The sequence below is a fragment of the Roseibium sediminicola genome (assembly GCF_023156505.1).
Classification (GTDB): Bacteria; Pseudomonadota; Alphaproteobacteria; order Rhizobiales; family Stappiaceae; genus Roseibium; species Roseibium sediminicola.
In genome coordinates this window covers 104,849-125,252 of sequence record NZ_JALNMJ010000006.1, presented here as the reverse complement: position 1 = coordinate 125,252, position 20,404 = coordinate 104,849, and the positions used below count along the sequence as shown (strand labels likewise).

Here is a 20,404-nt window from a genome sequence, read left to right as displayed (position 1 = left end):
AAACCAAGCACTTCCGGAATAAGACAAAATGGCCGAATCGAAATCCAAAGACGCTGCGCCCGGCATGACCCCGCAACAATTCCGTCACTGGCGTCGGGCACTCGGCTTGAAGCAAAAAGACGCCGCGGACCGGCTGGGTCTGAAGAAGCGCATGATCCAGTATTACGAGAAGGGCAACCGCGACGGACGGCCCGTCGAGATCCCCAAATCCATACGCCTTGCCTGCTACGCGCTCTCCAAAGGCATCGGTGACTTTGACGGTCAAAGTACGGTTCCCTTGCCGGCCGAAAGCAAAGAACCTGAATAAAGTCGCATTTCCGCCCCGGAAAACGTCTTCTTCGCGCCTAGGCGGGGTTTCCTAGCGCGACGCTTTTCCCTATAAGACGCGCTCAGCCAACATTGTCATTCACCTCAAGTCCGAGTCAGACCGAATAACGCCCCCGTTATCCGGATTGGCCGCTGCGAGCTGCGAGCCGAGATGCCCAAACGCACAGATATCTCTTCTATCCTGATCATTGGTGCCGGTCCGATTGTCATCGGTCAGGCCTGTGAATTCGATTATTCCGGCACTCAGGCCTGCAAGGCGCTGCGCGAAGAAGGCTACCGCATCATCCTGGTGAACTCGAACCCGGCGACGATCATGACCGATCCGGACCTGGCCGACGCCACCTATATCGAGCCGATCACGCCCGAGCTCGTCGCCAAGATCATCGAAAAGGAGCGCCCCGACGCGCTGCTGCCGACCATGGGCGGCCAGACCGCGCTCAACTGCGCGCTCGATCTTCAGGAAATGGGCGTTCTGGAAAAATACGGTGTCGAAATGATCGGTGCCCGCGCCGATGTCATCGAAAAGGCGGAGGACCGCGAGAAGTTCCGGGCCGCCATGGACGCCATCGGCCTGGAGAACCCGCGCGCTGCTATCGCCTCCTCGCCCGCCATCCGCGGCCAAGACGGCAAGATCACCGGATACGACCGCAATGCCGGTTATCTGGAGGCGATGCGCGCGCTCGACGAGATCGGCCTGCCGGCCATCATCCGCCCGGCCTTCACGCTGGGTGGCACCGGCGGCGGCGTTGCCTATAACCGGGAAGAATACGAGACCATCGTGCGCTCCGGCATCGACGCCTCGCCGGTCGGCCAGGTGCTGATCGATGAGAGCCTGCTGGGCTGGAAGGAATATGAGATGGAAGTCGTCCGCGACAAGGCGGACAACTGCATCATCATCTGTTCCATCGAGAACGTCGACCCGATGGGTGTGCACACGGGTGATTCCATCACCGTCGCGCCCGCGCTGACGCTGACCGACAAGGAATACCAGATCATGCGCGACGCCTCGATCGCGGTGCTGCGCGAGATCGGCGTCGAAACGGGCGGCTCGAACGTCCAGTTCGCGGTCAATCCGGACAATGGCCGCCTCGTCGTCATCGAGATGAACCCGCGTGTGTCGCGTTCCTCCGCGCTTGCCTCCAAGGCAACCGGGTTCCCGATCGCCAAGATCGCGGCGAAGCTCGCGGTCGGCTACACGCTCGACGAACTGGAAAACGACATCACCGGCGGCGCGACCCCGGCCTCCTTCGAGCCGACCATCGATTATGTCGTCACCAAGATCCCGCGCTTTGCCTTCGAAAAGTTCCCGGGCTCCGAACCGACCCTGACAACGGCCATGAAGTCGGTCGGCGAAGTCATGGCCATCGGCCGAACCTTCCAGGAAAGTCTGCAGAAGGCCTTGCGCGGTCTCGAAACCGGCCTCAACGGTCTCGACGAAACCGACATTCCGGGCCTTGACCAGGGCGACGATCGCAACGCCCTGCGCGCCGCCGTCTCGATCGCCACACCGACACGCCTGTTGAACGTCGCCCAGGCCATGCGCCTTGGCATGAGCGTCGAGGAAGTCCATCAGGCCAGCGGCATCAACACCTGGTTCCTGGAGCAGATGGAAGACATCCTTGCGATGGAAGCCAAGGTGCGCAATATCGGCCTGCCGCAGGACGCGGCCAATCTGCGCAAGCTGAAATCCATGGGCTTTTCCGATGCGCGTCTGGCAAGCCTTGCGGGTGTGGACGAAGCCGATGTCGCCCGCCTCCGCCGGGACCTTGACGTACACCCGGTCTACAAGCGCATCGACACCTGCGCCGCGGAATTCGCTTCCCCGACCGCTTATATGTACTCGACCTACGAGACACCGTTCATGGGCACTCCCGCTTGCGAGGCCCATCCGTCCGACCGCAAGAAGGTGGTCATCCTGGGCGGCGGTCCGAACCGGATCGGCCAGGGCATCGAGTTCGACTATTGCTGCTGTCACGCCGCCTTCGCTCTGGAAGACGCCGGCTACGAGACCATCATGGTCAACTGCAACCCGGAAACCGTCTCTACGGACTATGACACCTCCGACCGGCTTTATTTCGAGCCGCTGACGGCCGAAGACGTGCTGGAGATCATGCGCAAGGAGCAGGAAAACGGCACGCTGCACGGCGTCATCGTGCAGTTCGGCGGCCAGACACCGCTGAAGCTTGCCCAGGCCCTGGTCAAGGCTGACGTACCGATCCTCGGCACGTCGCCGGACATGATCGATCTGGCGGAGGACCGTGATCGCTTCCAGAAGCTTCTGATCAAGCTAGACCTGAAGCAGCCGGAAAACGGCATTGCCTATTCGGTCGAACAGGGCCGCCTGATCGCAGGCCAGCTCGGCCTGCCGCTGGTCGTGCGCCCCTCCTATGTTCTGGGCGGCCGCGCCATGCAGATCATCCGCGACGAAGAAGCGCTCAACTCCTATCTGCTCGGCACCCTGCCTGAACTGGTGCCGGCGGAAGTGCGCGCCAAATATCCGAACGACAAGACCGGCCAGATCAACACGGTTCTCGGCACCAACCCGCTATTGTTCGACCGCTATCTTGACGGCGCCATCGAGGTCGATGTCGACGCGCTCTGCGACGGCAAGGACGTCTTCGTCTGCGGCATCATGGAACATATCGAGGAAGCCGGCATCCACTCGGGCGACAGCGCCTGTTCGCTGCCGCCCTTCTCGCTCGGCGAGGAGATGCTGGACGAACTCAAGCGTCAGACCCGGGCCCTTGCCCTGGCGCTGGAGGTCGGCGGCCTGATGAACGTGCAATACGCCATCAAGGGCGGCGAGATCTACGTTCTGGAAGTCAACCCGCGCGCCTCGCGCACCGTGCCTTTCGTTGCCAAGACAATCGGCGTGCCGGTCGCCAAGATCGCCAGCCGCATCATGGCGGGCGAGAGTCTCGCCTCCTTCGGTCTGACCGACCGGACATTCGATCACATCGCCGTCAAGGAAGCCGTGTTCCCGTTTGCCCGCTTCCCGGGCGTCGACACCATTCTCGGCCCGGAAATGCGGTCTACAGGCGAGGTCATGGGCCTCGACACCGCCTTCGGCAAGGCCTTTGCCAAGTCGCAGATCGGCTCTGGCACGGGTGTGCCTGGCGAGGGAACGGTGTTTGTCTCCATGCGCGACGAGGACAAGTCCGGCGTGGTCGACGCGGTGCGCAGCCTGGAATCGGCCGGCTTCAACATCATCGCCACCGGCGGCACCCAGAAATTCCTGGAAGAACAGGGCATCACGGTGAAGAAGATCAACAAGGTGCTTGAAGGCCGGCCTCATATCGTTGATGCTATCAAGAATGGTGAGGTCCAGCTCGTCTTCAACACAACCGAAGGTGCGCAGGCCATTTCCGACAGCCGGTCGATGCGTCGGGCAGCTCTTCTGAACAAGGTGCCGTATTACACCACCCTGGCAGGATCAGTTGCTGCGGCGAAAGGCATTGCCGCCCACAAAGCGGGGAGCCTTGAAGTAAGACCTTTACAATCCTACTTCGGCTAAGGCTAATATACTCATTGACCGGCCGGGAAAGCGCGCCTTTCCCGGCTTGGTTTGTTTTTGTCAATGCGCGGTCCTTGAAAAGAGCGAGATAAGGACCCAATAAGCTGAAGGTCTGAGACCCATGGAAAAAGTTCCGATGACCTCTGCCGGTTACAAAATGCTTCAGGATGAACTGAAGACACGTACCACGGTTGAGCGTCCGCGCATCGTTGATGCCATTGCTGAAGCACGTGCGCACGGCGACCTGTCGGAAAATGCCGAATACCATGCGGCAAAGGAAGCCCAGAGCCTGAACGAAGGCCGCATTGCGGAACTCGAAGACAAGCTGTCCCGCGCCGAAGTGATCGACGTGACCAAACTGGGCGGCGACACCGTCAAATTCGGCGCGACCGTTTCCCTCATCGACGAGGACACGGAAGAAGAAAAGAAATACATGATCGTCGGAGACGTCGAATCCGATGTGAAGCAGAACAAGGTGTCGATCTCGTCCCCGATCGCCCGTGCCCTCATTGGCAAGTCTGTTGGCGACAGTGTCGAAGTGGCCGCCCCGGGCGGCGCGCGCTCCTACGAGATCGTTGAAGTCCAGTTCATCTGACCCAGCCCCGCGCTTGCCGCATCTGCGGCAAATTGCATTCCCCCTTTGACGCGTGCCGGTCAATCGCTAAGGTAGCAACCGGTACGTGTCGGAGGGCGACAAATGGTCTTTCATACAATCGCGGTGTGGCTGCTCTTGGCATCGGTGCCGCTCTGGGCCTATCGCTGGTATCTCTATGCCAGGCTGGGAGGCCGTGAGCGCGACATTTTCAAGCGGATCATCACCAAGCGCTACGAAAGTGCCTTGCGCTTCGGCGCCCGCGTCTTCGGCTATCTTGTCGCCCTGGCTGCCGGCGTCATTTTGTTTGCCTACGGGCTGAGCTACCTGAAAAAGGGGCACGTGCAGATCGGTGCGTATAGCGAGACCATCCGCAGTCGCATGTATGTCGGGCTGGAACCGATCGATCAGGCCCTGAACACCTACCACTACGAACAGCCATTGCCAGTGGCCATCCTGATCGCGTGTTTTGCCTTCAGCGTTGTGTTCACGCTTGTGGCAACGGCCTTGCGGGATATCTCGACGATCCTGCGGCTGCGAAAAAAGCTTCAGAGGATCCGACACGACGCAGATGCCGGCTCACACGCTTGAAACGCATGAGAGCCGCGGCACACTGATTGTTCAGTCGATCGGCACCACAGGTTCGTCCTTGGTGCGGCGGATGGTGAGCGCCGTGCGCACGCTGTCCACGTTGGGCGCGGCGGTCAATTCGCGGATGATGAAATTCTGGAACGTCTGCAGATCCGGCGACACGCACATCAACAGAAAATCGACCTCGCCCGACAGCATGTAACTCTCGCGCACCAGCGGCCATTTCTGAACGGTCTGCTCAAAGGCGATCAGGTCGGCTTCGGTCTGACTGTGCAGCCCCACCATTGCGAAGGCCGTGACATCGTAGCCGAGTTGCTTCTCATCGAGCAGCGTGCGGTAGCCCAGGATAAGCCCGGCTTCTTCAAGCGCGCGCACGCGACGCAGGCAGGGCGGTGCGGAAATACCAACCCGGCGGGCCAGCTCCACATTGGTCATTCGGCCGTCCGCTTGCAATTCTTTCAGAATCTGCCAGTCAATGGCATCGAGCCGCGCTTTCACACCTGTCTCCTTCGAATTTCAAAAAAATGACCCAGATGTGGGCAGTTGATACCAAACCGGTCTGACGTCTTGCGGGATTGGAGAATCCCACGCTAACGTGTGTTTCCGGTGTCGAGTTATGATTTTTTGCGCGTTTGTGCAAGACTATAACAAAATTGCGCACGATTTCGAAAGATTACGATAGGGGAAGTTCTCCGGACATGCCGAAGCTTCGGGAGACAGCCCCGTCCAGCGCCTGGGTCCTGACCGACGGCAAGGCCGGAGATCTGGCGCAATGCGTCGGAGTCGCCGAGGCTCTTGGCTGCCCCTTCGAGACCCGTCAGGTTGCCCCACGCGCGCCTTTTTCCTGGTGGCTGCCCTTCGGCCCGACAGATCCCCGCGAATGGGAAACCCGGCCAGGCAGCCCGATCGCTCCGCCTTATCCGGATATCGCAATCGCGTCCGGCCGGCGGGCGGCCGGCTATCTGCGCCGGATCAAAAGACTGTCGAGAGGCCGGACCTTCACGGTGTTCCTGAAGGACCCGCGGACTGGACCCGACGCCGCCGATCTCATCTGGGTGCCCGAACACGACAGGCTGCGCGGCCGCAACGTTCTGGTGACGCCGACCTCGCCGCACCGGTTTTCCGCTGCAAAGCTTGGCCGTCTCCGCGCCGAAAAAGTGCCGGAGATCGACCGGCTTAAGGGCCCGCGCGTCGCGGTGCTCGTCGGCGGTGACAGCCGTCATCACGATTTTACCGAGGACGACCAGAACCGCTTTTTGACCGGGCTGCGCCAGTTGGTGCTTGAGAACAATGCCAGTCTGATGATCACCGCCTCGCGCCGCACACCACCCGCACTGGCCTATGGCCTTTCGAGCCTCGCCAAGTCCGGCGGCCATCTTTACTGGACCGGCAAGGAGCCGAATCCGCTCGGGCATTACCTGGCAAAAGCCGATGCCATCATCGCCACAGCCGATTCCACCAACATGATCGGCGAGGCCACGGCGACCGGAAAACCCGTCCATGTGTTCCATCCGAGCGGCGGTCACGACAAGATCACCCGGTTTTTGGGGAGTTTGGAACGGATCGGCGCAGTTCACCCCTTCCCAGGCCCGTTGAAAACCACTACCTACGAGCCGATAGATGCCACACCCGTAATTGCGGAACGTATCCTGAGCGACTACGCGGCCCTGCGGCAACGAGATGCTTTAGAGCCCTGAAGACGGGCAACCGGTCTTGAAGAACCGGACCAACAGACAGGAAAAGGTGCCCCATGAGCACGGAACACAGCAAACTTCTGATCATCGGCTCCGGTCCGGCCGGCTACACCGCTGCCATCTATGCCGCCCGCGCGATGATCGAGCCGACGCTGGTGTCCGGCATTCAGCCCGGCGGTCAGCTGACCATCACCACCGACGTCGAGAACTATCCCGGCTTTGCCGATCCGGTGATGGGCCCCTGGCTGATGGAGCAGATGCAGAAACAGGCGGAGAATGTCGGCACCAAGATCGTTTATGACACGATCACTAAGGCCGACCTCTCCCAGCGCCCGTTCCGTCTCGAAGCCGACAGCGGCACCGTGTTCACCGCAGACACGCTGGTGATCGCCACCGGTGCGCAGGCCCGCTGGCTTGGTCTGCCTTCCGAACAGGATCTGATGGGCGCCGGCGTCTCCGCCTGTGCGACCTGCGACGGCTTTTTCTATCGCAACAAGGAAGTGGTCGTGATTGGCGGCGGCAACACGGCCGTCGAAGAGGCGCTTTACCTCGCCAATCTTGCCTCCAAGGTGACCCTGGTGCACCGTCGCGACAGCCTGCGCGCGGAAAAGATCCTGCAGGACCGCCTGTTCCAGAACCCGAAAATCGATGTCGTCTGGGACAGTCAGGTCGACGAGATCCTGGGCGGCGGCACGCCGAAGGCGGTTACGGGCGTGCGCCTGAAAAACACCAGGACCGACGAGCTGTCGGAATTGTCCACAGATGGTGTTTTTGTTGCCATTGGCCACGCCCCGTCGGTGGAGCTGTTCAAGGATCAGCTGACGCTGAAGCCGAACGGTTACCTGGAAACCGCGCCGGATTCGACCAAAACCTCGATCCCGGGTGTGTTCGCGGCCGGCGATGTCACCGACGACATTTACCGCCAGGCGGTCACTGCCGCCGGCATGGGCTGCATGGCCGCGCTTGAAGCGGAGAAGTTTCTGGCCGAACATGAGGCCACCTCGACCAAACAGGCAGCCGAATAAGGCTGTCTGCAACGTCCTGCGGAGGGGCACGCATGGATTGGGACAAATTGCGCATCTTTCATGCGGCCGCGCAGGCCGGCAGCTTTACGCATGCCGGCGACGCGCTGCATATGAGCCAGTCGGCGGTCAGCCGGCAGGTCAGCGCATTGGAACACGATCTGGGCGTGCCTCTGTTTCACCGCCATGCGCGCGGCCTGCTCCTGACCGAGCAGGGCGAACTGCTCTACCGCACGGCCAGCGATGTCCTGATGAAGCTGGAAGCCGTGCAGTCCAGCCTGACCGACAGCAAGGAAAAACCCTCCGGGATATTGAGGGTCACGACAACCGTCGGGCTCGGCTCCACCTGGCTGACTTCGCGGATCCGAAACTTCATCGACCTCTATCCGGATGTCGACCTGCACCTGATCTTCGACGATGACGAGCTGGATCTGGGAATGCGCGAGGCCGATGTCGCCATCCGCCTGCGCCAGCCGACCCAGCCCGACCTGATCCAGCGCAAGCTCTTCACTGTGCATTTCCACGTCTATGCGGCGCCGGAATATCTGCAGCGCTTCGGCTCGCCGCTCTCCATCGATGATCTCGACAATCACCGCATTGTCGCCTTTGGCGAACAGGCCCCGGCCTATCTCAGATCCATGAACTGGCTCGAGACAGCCGGGCGTGTCTCGACCAGCCCGCGCCGCTCCGTGCTGAAGGCCAACAACCTTGTGGCCATAAAACGCGCGGTCCAGGCCGGCGTCGGCATTGCCATGCTGCCCGACTACATCATCGACACCTCGACCAACCTGGTGCCGGTGATGACCGAGCAGGACGACAAGGTGCCCTCCTTCGACACCTATTTCGTCTATCCGTCGGAACTGAAAAACACCGCCCGTGTCACCGCCTTCCGCGAATTCCTGCTGACTAACGCGGAAAACTGGGTCTACTGACCCGGTCCCGGGCACAAGGCGTTCTCCATCCCGTCAGGTGTCGGCCAGAAGCCGGTCACCAATCTCGGCCAAGATCTGGGGCAGTTCCTCAAAAGCGTAGCCCACATGGACGCGCTCCAGTCGCTGATGGAATTCCCGTCCCCAGGGGCCGATATTCACGATTGGACATCTCAAGGCATGCGGGTTCGGACGATCGATCAGCCAGTCCGCGGGCGTGTTCTCGGCCACCAGAGCGGAAGATCGGCCTTCTGGGGAGCCGAAGAAGCTCATGTCGGATATGCCTTCGAAATAGGGCCGCCATATCAATCGACGGGACGGGTCTTCGCCCCGCTCAGTCATGACCGTCGTTAACGTCTGCTCAAGCGCCGCGTCATCCGGATGGCTCCTGTCGAGCCGGGTCGCCGGATAATGAAGGCTGGCGAACCCGGTCACGATCGCGGGCCCGGACAACCGCGCACGGTCGAACAGCCAGATCACCAGTTCGCGGCTGACGGTCAGCGGGTTGTCAACGCCCTTCAGCGCCTCCTGCTTTGCCAGCAGCGCATCCTGAAAGCGATCGCCGAGCTGCCGTTCTGCTTCGGCTTTCAGCTCCGCGAAGGTCAGCATGCGCACGGTCCCTGGCTCCGGCCACGCGGAGCCGCCTGACAGTTCACAGAACCTGCGCGCATTGTCGGCCAGTCTGGCGACGCAGGCCTCGGATGCCTTCCGCACCTCGCCGTTGAACCGGTCGAACAGGTCCTTGGGGCGCCAGGAATGATAAAGCCAATTGAACGCCAGCCAGGTCCGTTCAGGCGTCGTCACCTCGTAGACCTCGCGCAGGTCCCGAGCTTCCAGGCAGATCGGCGGAGGCGACACCGCGTCTTCGCCGGTATCGGAGAGATCAGGATTGGCTTCTACGCGCCGAACGATCTCCGCCGCGATCATCTGGGCGCTGAGACCTTCGTAAGGATAGCTTGCATGCGAGCTCTTCCCGACCACCAGAGCGAACGGCATCAGCTTGCCGATCGTGCCGGCAAAGACCGCGCGTCCTTCGCTGCCGTCACCCTGATCCGAGGTCACGTCCATGTTGATGGCACCGACCGGCTCCAGATCCATGTCGGCCATCAGCTCCGGCAAGGCATCGCGCAGTGCCCGCATGCCCCTGCTGTCCCGTTCCTCGTCCGGGCTGCAGCACAGCACCAGAGTCCCCGTCCGGTCCGGGCGCCCTGCAAACCGGTCCAGAACGGCGATGCCGGCCGCGAGACCGCTCTTCATATCGAGCATGCCGCGCCCGGGAAGAAAGCCACCGCTGGCAAGATCCGCCTTCGCCCGAAGCTCCTGTGGCGTCAGGTCCGGCCTGTCCAGGCTCTCGATCAGGGCTTCCCTCAGAGCGTAGGGCTCGCGGCAGAGATCCTTGAGGTCATGGTAGTTTTCGACGGCCACAGTGTCGTAGTGGCCGGTCAGTAGCAGCGCCTTCCGGCCGGAGCCTCGGACCGTCGCAACGACGGACTGCGCCGCTGTGCCCTCCAGGCTGTCCACCAGCCGGATATCGCCAGGATTGTCCCGGAAGTAGGGGATCTCCTTCAGGAGAGACACCAGCTCCCGCGCAAAGGCCGCTTCGCCCGGTGTCCCGGTTTCACTCGGCAGGCGCACAAGCCGGACGGCGAGCGCTTCAACCCGCTCTGCCGGGTGCCACTCCTCGTATGAAAGCGTCCGCGCTTTCGATTCCTTAGTGTCTATTGCCATGTCTTTCCATTCCCGGTCCAGCTTCCGTGCCGAACCATCGCCCCTTCCGAAGTCAGAAAGAACGCAAAAACCTGTCAAATTTTTCAATTCTCTGCGTATTCTGTCAGCTCCAGTGACGATAGTGACAGAATCGATAGATACCATGGATGATCTTGACCGGAAGCTGATCGCGGAGCTGCGCATCAACAGCCGCGCCTCGCTGCCCAAGCTGGCGGAAATCCTGAAAGTGGCGCGCGGGACAGTTCAGGCCCGGCTTGACCGCCTGATCGCCGACGGCATTATCAAGAGCTTCACGATCCGCCTCAGTGACGAGCTGCCCGAAAACCTCCTGCGCGCGGTCATGCTGATCGAATTGAGCGGCAGCAACCTGAAGAACACCATCGCTTCCATCAAGCGCATCCCGGGCGTGGCATCCCTGTCCAACACCAACGGCGTCTGGGACATCGTCGCGGAGATCGAGGTTGCCAGCCTGCCAGAGATGAACCGCGTCATCTCCGAAATCCGGCTCATGAACGGCGTCGGCAAATCGGAGACCTTCATGCTGCTGGGCCCTGCCTGAAATGAGCGCCTCAACAACTTTTATCCGGTCCAGAGATACAATCCGGTCCAACCGCAACGCGTCCCCGCCCGTAGTCACCACGGCACAATTTCTAGGCATCCTGAAGATTGCGCATGAGGCAGGCAGACAAGGAGGTTTTCGTGGAAACCAAACTTATTTCACCTGACTTTAAACCTTTTCCGCCTCACGCCTGAATAAGTAAATCCGATTAAGATATTGGAAAACAATATTTTTCCGGAAAAATTTCGCGTCAAAGGATAAGCCCTGCGGAAAATGCATAGCAGAATTGCAGCACTGCCTCTTGTTTATGCGGCTTGTGCACTGCATATAAGCATCACTGTTGGTCACACGGACATCACGTCCTCCTCCCAGTGATGTCTAGACCAGCTGTTCCCCTCTGGAAGGTGATTCCACTGGTTTTCAGTGAATCAAAATAAACTGCCGGGTCTTTCAAGACCCGGCTCTTTTTTTGCCTATAGTATGCTGCGGCGCACAATGCCCAATACAGCTGCGTCAGGCCTTCAGCTCTACATGAAGAGCAGCTCGCCTTTCATGTCCTTGTAGAGGTAGGCCACCTGTTCTTCATAACCGTTATAGAGCAGCGTGTTGCGTCGCTCGTTGGTGCCCAGCACCCGTTCGGACGATTGCGGCCAGCGCCGATGAGGCACGGACGGGTTCACATTGGCCCAGAAACCGTATTCGCTTGACTGGATTTCCTCCCAGAAACTGACCGGACGCTGATCGGTAAAGGTGATCTTCACGATCGACTTGATGCATTTGAAACCGTATTTCCATGGCGTCACGAGACGCACCGGCGCACCGAACTGCTTGGCAAGCGGCTTGCCGTAGACGCCGGTCGCGATGAAGGCCAGCTCGTTGGTGGCCTCTTCGAGCGTCAGGCCTTCCACATAGGGCCAGGGATACCAGGACTGTTTCTGGCCGCTGGCGACCGACGGATCGAGGAAGGTCTCGAAGCGCAGATATTTGGCACCCGTTTGCGGTCCGGCCAGCTTGACCAGGTCCGCCAGCGCAAATCCGGACCAGGGCACGGCCATTGACCAGGCCTCGACACAGCGGTGCCGGTAGAGCCGCTCTTCCAGAGGCATTTTCGAGATCAGGTCGTCGACATCGATGGTCTGCGGATTGTCGACCATACCGTCCAGGGTCACCGTCCAGGGACGGATCTTGAGGTCCTGCGCCGCGGGCCAGATCTGTTTGTGCGAGCCGAACTCATAAAAATTGTTGTATTTGGAAGCAATTTCCTCGGCCGTCAGGTCCCGGTCGAGCTGATAGACCTCATTGCGCTTGACCGGATAGAGCCCCGCGCTCGGGTCTTCCTCGGCAAAGGCCGGACGCAGGCCCAGACCGCTGCCGAGCAGCGCGCCGCTTCCGGCCAGCCCCGCCAGGATCTGCCGGCGATTGAGGAAAACACTCTCAGGCGTTGCCTCGCGTTCGGCCAGGTCCCAGCTGCGTTTTTTCAGGATGTTCATGGGTCTCACTCCGTTTGCCCCGCAGGAAACCGGAATCGGCCATCAATGGCAAATAACGCCCTGGTGACCGGCAGGAACGATTGGGTGAAAGCGGATCATTTCCGCATTACGTCTCTCGTAATTTGGCATGCCCGGTGCATCCTCGCGCATAGCCCGAGACAACCAATTTCCGTGCAGAGGCCCCTGCATCATGATAGTCACCGATGAAATTAACCAGCTTAATGGCCAACTTCAGTGACTTCCATGTTTCAAAATTTCTTTTTGCATTTCAATCAAGACAAACCGCAGGTGAAGTTGGAAGCCGCACTTCCTGTCACTTTGCCAAATGCGGCGGGCTTGCAGGTCTTTTTGCAGAGATGCGCCGGGCAGTCCTTCAACAATGGCCTTTACCGCGTTCACGATATTCAAAAGACAGGGAACCTGACCGGACTGACGTCGGAAGCCTTCCCGGAGTTCTCAGACCGGATATTTTGTTTTGCCTCTGACTGGTTAGGCCGGCAGTTCGCCCTGGATTCAGGACGCATCGAAGCCGGAGAACCACTGATACTGATGCTGGAACCAGGCACCGGAGAGGTCTTGGAGCTTCCCTTTACGTTTTTAGGTTTCCATTCCGACTGTCTTCCAAACGAAGCCGACGCTGCATTGGCCGAAGACTTTCACAGGGATTGGATAGCAGCAGGGTACGCGGCTCCGAAACAGTCCCAGTGCGTTGGCTACAAGCGCCCGCTCTTTCTGGGCGGCACCGATGACCAGACCAATCTGGAAGTGACGGATCTGGAAGTTTATTGGGAAATTTCAGCGCAATTGCTGCGCAGGCTTAGAGGTCTCCCGCCTGGCACTCCCATTGGCAATGTAACAATCGGCTGAGGAACTCCCCTACCTGGCGAGGTCTTTAAACCCGATCAAACAGATGAGGGAACGGAAACCGCTCCCCCAGGGGCTATCGGCGGGTTGGTTCAAGCCGCCTGTTTGCCCGATCGTTGCAGAGCCTGATCGGCCGCCTTGCCGGAGAGTTCGGCCATGTGATCGAACTCCGAGGTGTAGCTGGCAACCCCGGCCGTGGCCGAGCGCAGTTCGATGATCAGATCGCCGATTTCCGCTTCCGGCATCAAGGCCTGCACCTCGTCCCAGCCGGGCCAGTCCGGTCTTCCGTCAAAGCCCAGAAGCTGTCCGCGCCGGGCCGACACGATGGCATTGACCCTGGCCGTGGCATCGCTTGGGCAAGCGACCACCACCTTGTGGATCGGCTCCAGCAGCACCGGTTTGCATTCGGGCAGGCCTTCCCGGATCGCCAGGATGCCGGCCATCTTGAAGGCCTGGTCGGAGCTGTCCACCGAATGATAGGAACCGTCCGTCAGGCAGACGGCGATATCGACCACCGGAAAACCGAGCGGTCCCTGTCCTAGCGCGTCCAGGACGCCGTCCCGGACCGATGGGATATATTGTTTCGGCACCACGCCACCGGTAATCGTGTCGGTGAACTGAACCCCTTCGCCGCGCGGCAGAGGCTTGATTTCCAGGACCGCGTCACCGAACTGGCCATGTCCGCCGGACTGCTTCTTGTGACGCCCGCGCACCCTGGTTCCAGTGCGGATGGTTTCCGCGTAGGGCACATGCGGCGTGTGCGCCGTGATATCCAGTCCGTATTTGCCGGCGAGCCGCTCCTGGGCCACCCGCAAATGCATCTCCCCCTGTCCGGCCAGCAGGGTTTCGGCGGTGGTCTGGTTCTGGCTGACGGTCAGCGACCGGTCCTCTTCCACGAGCTTCGCCAAGGCGGTCGACAGCCGCACCTCGTCCTTGCGCTGGCTTGCCGCAATTGCGGTCGCCAGCACCGGACTGCGCGGTTCCGGTTCTTCCACACGGGTGATCTTGCCGGCTTCGAAACTCAGGAGATCACCGGTCTGGACGTTGTCGAGACGGCCAAGCGCCACCAGGTCTCCCTTGCCCGCCGTCGCGATCTTGGTGGTCTGCTGACCGAAAATAGAGAACAGACCGGACACCTTGATCTCCTCTTCGCCTTTGAGGAACAGGCTGTCGCCGTCCGAGACCACACCGTCCAGAATACGGGCGATGGACATCTTGCCGCCATGCTGCGTGTGCAGGGTCTTTATCACCTGCAGCACCGCACGGTTCTGTTTGTCCAGGACACGGCGTGACAGGAGATCCACATCCGGCACTTCGTGGCGCAGGGCCTTGAGCAGCCGGCTGACGCCGTTGCCATGTTCGGCCGAACCGAAAAACACCGGACAGATCAAACCGTCCCGCATTTCATTGACCAGGTCCGCGAACACCTTGTCGCGGTCCGGGGCGATATCCTCCAGGAGCGCTTCCATCAGGTCGTCGTCATGGTCAGCCAGAAGCTCCAGCATGGAAAACCGAGCTTCATGTTCGCGGGTCCGGTCTTCATCGGACATGTCGATCTGCGTGCTCGGCTCCTTCTCGTGATAAACATGCGCCCGCTCCAGGGCGAGATCGATAAAGCCGGTCGCGTGGCCGTCTTCCCAGATCGGGATCTGCCGGAGCACAAGCGGTACGGCGGAGGCCGGCTGCAACAGGCCGAGCACGTCGCGCACCCGGCGGGTGCTCTTGTCGATCTTGTTCAAAAACAAAACCCGCGGGATGGCGCGGGCTTCAAGGGCTTTCAGGATCAGCTGCAAGGCCGGAACCTTGCGCTCATCGTCTTCGGCCACAACCACGGCAAGGTCCGCCCCGCTCAGCGCTCCGTCCATTTCGCTCAGGAATTCAACAGACCCCGGACAGTCGACAAAGACAAACCGGTCACCAAGATATTCCGCATCCGCAATATTCAGCTCCACGCTCATGCCATGCGCCCGCGCCTCCGACGAGCCGTCGCCCACCGTGTTGCCGTCGGCGACGGTTCCCTGCCGGGCCACCTTGTCGGTGCGCGCCAGCAAAGCCTCCAGCAGGCTGGTCTTGCCGCTGCCGAACGGCCCGACAAGGGCGATGCAGCGCGGCGTGCCGCCGGCAGAGGTTCCTTTTCCATTTGACGTGATTGCCATACTGAGCCTCCCGTTTGCTCGAGGATTTCCTCGTAACAACGCGGCTCGGCCGGCGAAGGGAACAGGCTGGGCGCAAATGTGCCAAATGGCTCAGCTCGTTCCGAAGACGCGGGCCCGCCGCGTCTCGCCCGGATGGGATCGAAGGCCTGAGATCCGGCACCTGGGTGCCCTGACCCTGCGTAGTCGGCCTGTCGACCAGGGGCGGTCATCCATGGTCGCGCCGATGCTCGCTCGAACGCAAGGGAATCTTACGCGGCAGCGCAGCATTTCAGTTCTTTGCCGGATCGGTTTCTTGAGGCTTTTCTTCAGACTTCAATGTCTTGGCGAGGCCGCAAAATTCTCTGCAGCGGCACCTGAAAAGGCCGCCGCACAGGATCAGCTGTGGACTTGGCCCGCCACTGCGCTACCCTTGCCAGCATGACCTTCGATCCAATCTCGATGTTCCGGGGAAGGACCCGCCCAAAGCTGGCGGCGCTCGCTCTTCTGCTCGGCCTACTTTCCGGCCCGGTCTGCGCGCAGACAAATTCCCTGCGCGGGCTGTCCGATGCCACCCCCAACCGGTTGCCCACAGCACAACAGCAGCTCAACCGGAACCTCAACCGCCAGCAGTCGGATTTTTCCACCCGGCAGAGGATCGACGACGCCAACAGGTTGAACCGGACGGACCAGATCAACCGCAACAACACGCGGCCTGATACCAGCGGGGGCCGTTGCCCGGGCGCGGACGAAGCCTGCCAGACCGAAAACTGAAGAAGGCATTTGCTCGCAACAAGTGGCCGCTCCTTCGAGACGCCGCTGCGCGGCTCCTCAGGATGACGCTCCTGGTTGCTGACAAGCCCGACTCGCCACACCCAAAAACGTCATCCTGAGGAGGGCCAAAGGCCCGTCTCGAAGGATCGGCCAGCTGCACTTTTTTGGCCAAAACTTAGTTGATCTGCTCCAGGGTCAGCTTGCTGACACCAAGGGTCAGGTTGGTGCCGGTCTGGCTTTCCAGGCTGAACGGATTGAGCGCGATGGAACGGTCAAAACCGCCGACCAGGGCATTGGCCTTGATTCCCGCGCCGACACTGGCTCCGGCGGTCAGGCCGGCATACGTGCCGGCAAGCAAACCAGGCTTGCGGTTCGCGGACGGCGCCAGAACGCCCCAGGCCAACGTGCCGCTTTCGGTCTTGCCGATGTCGAGACCGTAGTCCCGAACCTTGCCGCGGTAATATTCGACCGCGCCGCCATCGGCCGGATCGAAGCTGCAGCCGAGCGTCGCGGAAGAGCCGACGATGAAACTGTGCTCGCCCTCCACCAGGCATTTGAGCATGCCGATCTCGACTTTCGGTGTGTCGTCCGAGGCCAGGACAGGTGTCGCTGCGGTCAGCAGAACGGCGGTAAAAACAGGCTTCAGAAAATGCATGACGGAAACTCCCAGTCTCTCGGCAACGGCGTGAGGACATCCCATGCCGTTCTCGTGATTAGACACTGATCGCGACAAATTCACGGCACGGGCACTTCAAGCAAGGCTATCCGGCTGCCCGGTGCCGGCCAGGGCGCTCCCCGCCAGCACCACGGCGCCCGCCGCACCATCCGCCCAGCGCGCCAACAGAAACCGGCGGCCGACGATCAGCAGCGTCAGCGTTGCCACCACAGGCAGCAAGGCCTTGTCCGGCGCGGACAGCGCCCAGGCGGTTCCGGCCGCCGAAACGGCAATCATCATCAGGGAGAGGCGCAACCTCAACCTTGCGGTCAGTTCCGGAATGCCGGCAAAGCCCGAGCGGGTAAAAAGTGTCAGCAGCACCCCGACCAGTGTCACGGTCAACAGCACGGCTCCATAGGAATAGGGCACCAACAGCGTGGCAATCTCGCTGCCGCCGAACCGGAAAAGACCGACGATCAAAGGCGTCACCAGCAAGATATGGCAGTTCACACCCAGCAGCACCGGATGCATGCGTCCCTTCAACAGCGCAAAAGCGGCGAACACGGTCGCAGCCAACCCGCTGCCGATCCAGCCGGCGAGTTCCAGATCCCCTGTCTGCCGCCACAGCAGAATGAAGCCGATCGAGGGCAGACCTTCAAGAAGATCCAGAATGAGCTGCGTCTGCCGGGATTGTGCCATCATCTTTCCTCCGCCTAACCACGCACAAGATAAGCGCTTGCGGCAAAGCTGCAAACCGGAGGCGGACCAACCAATGCGTTTCCTCCGGCTGAGGATGACAAAGCCTCAGCCCGTCATTCCGCACAACAAAAAAGGCGGCCGAAGCCGCCCTTTCCTCCGGTCTGTTCCGGAAAAGTCTATTTCAGATTGCCGCAGAAGCGCTGGATACGGGTACAGGCTTCTTCAAGGGCCTCGGTCGAGGTTGCGTAGGAAATGCGGAAATTCGGCCCGAGACCGAAAGCCGATCCATGGACCACGGCGACACCTTCGGCTTCCAGAAGTTCGGAGACAAAATCCTCGTCGCTCTCGATGACCTTGCCGGACGGTGCGGTCTTGCCGATGGTTCCGGCGCAGGACGGGAACACATAGAAGGCGCCCTCCGGCACCGGGCAGGTGATGCCATTGGCCTGGTTGAGCATGGACACGACCAGATCGCGGCGGCCCTTGAAGATCTCGTTGTTCTTCGGAATGAAGTCCTGCGGGCCGTTCAGCGCCTCGACCGCCGCCCATTGAGCAATGGAGCAAGGGTTCGAGGTCGACTGGGACTGCACCTTGGCCATCGCCTTGATGAGGTCGGCCGGGCCACCGGCATAGCCGATGCGCCAGCCGGTCATGGCATAGGCTTTGGAGACGCCGTTGACGGTCAGAGTACGCTCATAAAGCGACGGCTCGACCTGTGCCGGTGTCGTGAACTGGAAGTCGTCATAGACGAGATGCTCATACATGTCGTCGGTCAGGATCCAGACCTGCGGATGTTTCTTAAGAACCTCGCACAGCGCCTTCAGTTCGGCTTCGGTGTAGGCCGCACCCGACGGGTTGGACGGCGAATTGAAGATCAGCCACTTGGTGCGCGAGGTGATCGCTGCATCGAGGGCTTCCGGCGTGATCTTGAACGTCGATTTGTCGGCTTCCACGATCACCGGCTCGCCGCCCGCCAGAAGCACCATGTCCGGATAGCTGACCCAGTAAGGCGTCGGGATGATGACCTCGTCGCCCGGGTTCAGCGTGGCGATCAGGGCATTATAAAGCACCTGCTTGCCGCCCGTGCCAACGGTGATCTGGTTGGTCGCGTAGGTGAGGCCGTTTTCCCGCTTGAATTTCTCGACAATGGCGGCCTTCAGCTCCGGAATGCCGTCGACGGCGGTGTATTTGGTCTTGCCGTCGTTGATTGCCGCGATGGCGGCCGCCTTGATGTTGTCCGGGGTATCGAAATCCGGCTCGCCAGCACCGAGGCCGATCACGTCACGGCCTGCGGCTTTCAGCTCGCGCGCCTTGTTGGTGACGGCGATGGTCGCAGAAGGTTGTACACGCGCCAATGCGTCAGCAAGAAAGCCCATAATGTCCTCCAAGGGGAAACGGGGAATAACAGCGCGCGGACCGTAGAACCGTGCGCTGCGGAAAACAAGACCAAATGGGTGATTCAATCAAGCTGGCAAAGCAGTTTTCTCGTCCGCCCTGTCACAGACGCTGCCGTGTCCGGTCGCCTGTCACATCCGGGCTTCGAGAACCAGCTTGGGTTCTTTCGTGTCCTCGTCGATCAGGCTGCATTTAAAGCGCTTTTTCTTGGTCTGGCCGTTGAGGATCGTCACCGGAACGGAAACCGGCACTTCCGACTTCTGCTTGGCCGAATTGACCAGCTCGGTGTAGTTGCTGGCATGCAGCAGCAATTCCGTGATTGGCTTGCTTTCCATCAGATCGTGCTTCAGATGGTAGGTCTTCATCGCGGCGCTGTTGGCTGCAATGATCATGCGCGACTTTGCGTTGACCACGAGAATGGGCGAACTGCAAACCTCGAACACCTTGGTGAAGTCGACGTCTCCGCCCATGTGCCCGGCGGAGAACAGAACACCGCCAACCGTGCCGCCGACACGGAAATACATGGCCTCATACTTGAGGTCGGTGCCTTCACCACTTGCCAGCAGGAACTTGCCGCTGCCGGTTGCGCTTGCGCGCCGTGTGAGCGCAGCCAGCGCCAGGGAAACGATCGTGCGGCCGACACGGCCCTGAATATGGGCAATGTTCCGCCCCAGGATCAGGCGGGAATCCTCGATCTGGAAAGTCTTCAGAAAACCGTCGCTGGCAAACCGGACATAACCGAAATTGTCGACCAGCAGCACGACGCGGGTCGATGAGGCCACGAAATGCTGCAGGATCGGCGCCAGGCCGAGCGCGACCCGTCCCGGATTGTCGTCATTCTCGCCGATCGACGGAAAACAGATCGCCAGCACACGCCCGTCGGGCAACTCGTAACGATAGGAGACAATCGGTATGCCGGGAATGCGGTGATCGGGGCCGCCGCCGACATCGAACGGACCGGCCTGGCCCTCACGAATGGCGCCCTGCACCAGGTGCAGAATGGTCTTGCGGTCTTCCGGAGACAGATGCCTCAGCGCCTCGTTGGAGGGCGCTTCCTGTAAATCCTTGACCTCGCTGTTGAAATTCTGCGAGCCGATTTCGTGCCAGAGGATGGTCTTCTTGCTGATATCGGCAATGAAGAACTGAAGGCCGGCCAGCGACAGCGCCGGGGTTTCGCCGGCCTGCTTTTTTGACGGCTCCGGCGTTGCCACAGGGTCGGTCGGCTTTTCAGCCATTGCGCTCTGAGCTGCGTTGCTTGTCATTCTCTGCCCGGTCTGTTTGTGAGGCCGTGGCGAGGTCCGCACGGCCAAAGTCTCTCCCAAACCAAAGTATCGGTGGAAAGTCCAAACAAACACTAAAATCGAGCCTTAAAATCTTGGAGCATTGTCAAATTCAGCAAGCCGAATGATGTAAATTCAAAATATGTTTAAAGCTGTATT

18 protein-coding genes are annotated in these 20,404 nt (G+C 60.6%); 10 read left to right on the top strand and 8 right to left on the bottom strand.

Going from position 1 to position 20,404, the window contains the following annotated elements; all coding sequences use genetic code 11:
- The first annotated feature begins 28 nt into the window (after positions 1–28).
- The 4 genes from M0H32_RS10850 (at position 29) to M0H32_RS10835 (ending at position 5,024) form a co-directional block, all read left to right on the top strand.
- Positions 29–307 (top strand): helix-turn-helix domain-containing protein, encoded by a 279-nt coding sequence (locus M0H32_RS10850; RefSeq protein WP_248153773.1) that lies wholly within the window; start codon positions 29–31, stop codon positions 305–307.
- A 171-nt stretch (positions 308–478) separates the two neighbouring features.
- Positions 479–3,841: a carbamoyl-phosphate synthase large subunit gene (carB, locus tag M0H32_RS10845; protein WP_248153770.1), complete on the top strand. Its 3,363-nt coding sequence runs from the start codon at positions 479–481 to the stop codon at positions 3,839–3,841.
- Between the two features lie 121 nt (positions 3,842–3,962).
- Positions 3,963–4,436, top strand: a complete 474-nt coding sequence (greA, locus tag M0H32_RS10840; RefSeq protein WP_248153769.1) for a transcription elongation factor GreA — start codon at positions 3,963–3,965, stop codon at positions 4,434–4,436.
- 102 nt (positions 4,437–4,538) lie between these two features.
- Positions 4,539–5,024, top strand: coding sequence for a hypothetical protein (locus tag M0H32_RS10835; protein WP_248153767.1), 486 nt, complete (start codon positions 4,539–4,541; stop codon positions 5,022–5,024).
- A 30-nt stretch (positions 5,025–5,054) separates the two neighbouring features.
- Here the strand turns inward: M0H32_RS10835 and M0H32_RS10830 are convergent, their stop codons facing one another.
- On the bottom strand, positions 5,055–5,522 hold the full coding sequence (locus tag M0H32_RS10830; RefSeq protein WP_248153766.1) for an Lrp/AsnC family transcriptional regulator: 468 nt from the start codon (positions 5,520–5,522) through the stop codon (positions 5,055–5,057).
- A 200-nt stretch (positions 5,523–5,722) separates the two neighbouring features.
- Here M0H32_RS10830 and M0H32_RS10825 point away from each other — a divergent pair, with 200 nt between their 5' ends.
- The 3 genes from M0H32_RS10825 to M0H32_RS10815 are packed head-to-tail and all read left to right on the top strand — an operon-like array spanning position 5,723 to position 8,672.
- Complete coding sequence (locus M0H32_RS10825) at positions 5,723–6,721, top strand: mitochondrial fission ELM1 family protein (protein WP_248153764.1); 999 nt, start codon at positions 5,723–5,725, stop codon at positions 6,719–6,721.
- Positions 6,722–6,774: 53 nt separating this feature from the next.
- The gene (trxB, locus tag M0H32_RS10820) at positions 6,775–7,743 is read left to right on the top strand and encodes a thioredoxin-disulfide reductase (protein WP_248153763.1); all 969 of its coding nucleotides are present in this window, start codon (positions 6,775–6,777) and stop codon (positions 7,741–7,743) included.
- A gap of 32 nt (positions 7,744–7,775) precedes the next feature.
- Positions 7,776–8,672, top strand: a complete 897-nt coding sequence (locus M0H32_RS10815) for a LysR family transcriptional regulator (RefSeq protein ID WP_248153762.1) — start codon at positions 7,776–7,778, stop codon at positions 8,670–8,672.
- Positions 8,673–8,705: 33 nt separating this feature from the next.
- Here the strand turns inward: M0H32_RS10815 and M0H32_RS10810 are convergent, their stop codons facing one another.
- Complete coding sequence (locus tag M0H32_RS10810) at positions 8,706–10,397, bottom strand: M20/M25/M40 family metallo-hydrolase (protein ID WP_248153759.1); 1,692 nt, start codon at positions 10,395–10,397, stop codon at positions 8,706–8,708.
- A 142-nt stretch (positions 10,398–10,539) separates the two neighbouring features.
- Between M0H32_RS10810 and M0H32_RS10805 the strand changes: the two genes are divergently transcribed.
- Positions 10,540–10,956, top strand: coding sequence for an Lrp/AsnC family transcriptional regulator (locus tag M0H32_RS10805; protein ID WP_248153758.1), 417 nt, complete (start codon positions 10,540–10,542; stop codon positions 10,954–10,956).
- A 527-nt stretch (positions 10,957–11,483) separates the two neighbouring features.
- On the opposite strand, the gene msrP is transcribed toward M0H32_RS10805, so the two are convergent.
- Positions 11,484–12,446, bottom strand: a complete 963-nt coding sequence (gene msrP / locus M0H32_RS10800) for a protein-methionine-sulfoxide reductase catalytic subunit MsrP (RefSeq protein ID WP_248153756.1) — start codon at positions 12,444–12,446, stop codon at positions 11,484–11,486.
- Positions 12,447–12,689: 243 nt separating this feature from the next.
- Here msrP and M0H32_RS10795 point away from each other — a divergent pair, with 243 nt between their 5' ends.
- A complete protein-coding gene (locus tag M0H32_RS10795; protein WP_248153754.1) occupies positions 12,690–13,313 on the top strand; it encodes a T6SS immunity protein Tdi1 domain-containing protein in 624 nt (207 codons plus the stop codon).
- Between the two features lie 89 nt (positions 13,314–13,402).
- On the opposite strand, the gene M0H32_RS10790 is transcribed toward M0H32_RS10795, so the two are convergent.
- Positions 13,403–15,466: an elongation factor G gene (locus M0H32_RS10790; protein ID WP_248153752.1), complete on the bottom strand. Its 2,064-nt coding sequence runs from the start codon at positions 15,464–15,466 to the stop codon at positions 13,403–13,405.
- A 381-nt stretch (positions 15,467–15,847) separates the two neighbouring features.
- Between M0H32_RS10790 and M0H32_RS10785 the strand changes: the two genes are divergently transcribed.
- Positions 15,848–16,216 (top strand): hypothetical protein, encoded by a 369-nt coding sequence (locus M0H32_RS10785; protein ID WP_248153750.1) that lies wholly within the window; start codon positions 15,848–15,850, stop codon positions 16,214–16,216.
- 175 nt (positions 16,217–16,391) lie between these two features.
- On the opposite strand, the gene M0H32_RS10780 is transcribed toward M0H32_RS10785, so the two are convergent.
- The 4 genes from M0H32_RS10780 to M0H32_RS10765 all read right to left on the bottom strand — a co-directional run bounded on the left by M0H32_RS10780 (position 16,392) and on the right by M0H32_RS10765 (position 20,227).
- Positions 16,392–16,871, bottom strand: a complete 480-nt coding sequence (locus M0H32_RS10780; RefSeq protein ID WP_248153749.1) for a DUF992 domain-containing protein — start codon at positions 16,869–16,871, stop codon at positions 16,392–16,394.
- A gap of 96 nt (positions 16,872–16,967) precedes the next feature.
- Positions 16,968–17,573 carry a hypothetical protein gene (locus tag M0H32_RS10775; protein WP_248153748.1) on the bottom strand — a complete coding sequence of 202 codons (606 nt, stop codon included), beginning with the start codon at positions 17,571–17,573 and terminating at the stop codon, positions 16,968–16,970.
- Positions 17,574–17,746: 173 nt separating this feature from the next.
- Positions 17,747–18,946 (bottom strand): pyridoxal phosphate-dependent aminotransferase, encoded by a 1,200-nt coding sequence (locus M0H32_RS10770; RefSeq protein ID WP_248153746.1) that lies wholly within the window; start codon positions 18,944–18,946, stop codon positions 17,747–17,749.
- Positions 18,947–19,096: 150 nt separating this feature from the next.
- Complete coding sequence (locus tag M0H32_RS10765) at positions 19,097–20,227, bottom strand: hypothetical protein (RefSeq protein WP_248153744.1); 1,131 nt, start codon at positions 20,225–20,227, stop codon at positions 19,097–19,099.
- Positions 20,228–20,404: the final 177 nt, after the last annotated feature.

What these genes read in the sequence shown, in the direction of transcription:
- M0H32_RS10850 (WP_248153773.1), top strand. Translation starts at nt 29, where the DNA reads ATGGCCGAATCGAAATCCAAAGACGCTGCGCCCGGCATGACCCCGCAA.
- carB (WP_248153770.1), top strand. Translation starts at nt 479, where the DNA reads ATGCCCAAACGCACAGATATCTCTTCTATCCTGATCATTGGTGCCGGT.
- greA (WP_248153769.1), top strand. Translation starts at nt 3,963, where the DNA reads ATGGAAAAAGTTCCGATGACCTCTGCCGGTTACAAAATGCTTCAGGAT.
- M0H32_RS10835 (WP_248153767.1), top strand. Translation starts at nt 4,539, where the DNA reads ATGGTCTTTCATACAATCGCGGTGTGGCTGCTCTTGGCATCGGTGCCG.
- M0H32_RS10825 (WP_248153764.1), top strand. Translation starts at nt 5,723, where the DNA reads ATGCCGAAGCTTCGGGAGACAGCCCCGTCCAGCGCCTGGGTCCTGACC.
- trxB (WP_248153763.1), top strand. Translation starts at nt 6,775, where the DNA reads ATGAGCACGGAACACAGCAAACTTCTGATCATCGGCTCCGGTCCGGCC.
- M0H32_RS10815 (WP_248153762.1), top strand. Translation starts at nt 7,776, where the DNA reads ATGGATTGGGACAAATTGCGCATCTTTCATGCGGCCGCGCAGGCCGGC.
- M0H32_RS10810 (WP_248153759.1), bottom strand. Translation starts at nt 10,397, where the DNA reads ATGGCAATAGACACTAAGGAATCGAAAGCGCGGACGCTTTCATACGAG.
- M0H32_RS10805 (WP_248153758.1), top strand. Translation starts at nt 10,540, where the DNA reads ATGGATGATCTTGACCGGAAGCTGATCGCGGAGCTGCGCATCAACAGC.
- msrP (WP_248153756.1), bottom strand. Translation starts at nt 12,446, where the DNA reads ATGAACATCCTGAAAAAACGCAGCTGGGACCTGGCCGAACGCGAGGCA.
- M0H32_RS10795 (WP_248153754.1), top strand. Translation starts at nt 12,690, where the DNA reads ATGTTTCAAAATTTCTTTTTGCATTTCAATCAAGACAAACCGCAGGTG.
- M0H32_RS10790 (WP_248153752.1), bottom strand. Translation starts at nt 15,466, where the DNA reads ATGGCAATCACGTCAAATGGAAAAGGAACCTCTGCCGGCGGCACGCCG.
- M0H32_RS10780 (WP_248153749.1), bottom strand. Translation starts at nt 16,871, where the DNA reads ATGCATTTTCTGAAGCCTGTTTTTACCGCCGTTCTGCTGACCGCAGCG.
- M0H32_RS10775 (WP_248153748.1), bottom strand. Translation starts at nt 17,573, where the DNA reads ATGATGGCACAATCCCGGCAGACGCAGCTCATTCTGGATCTTCTTGAA.
- M0H32_RS10770 (WP_248153746.1), bottom strand. Translation starts at nt 18,946, where the DNA reads ATGGGCTTTCTTGCTGACGCATTGGCGCGTGTACAACCTTCTGCGACC.
- M0H32_RS10765 (WP_248153744.1), bottom strand. Translation starts at nt 20,227, where the DNA reads ATGACAAGCAACGCAGCTCAGAGCGCAATGGCTGAAAAGCCGACCGAC.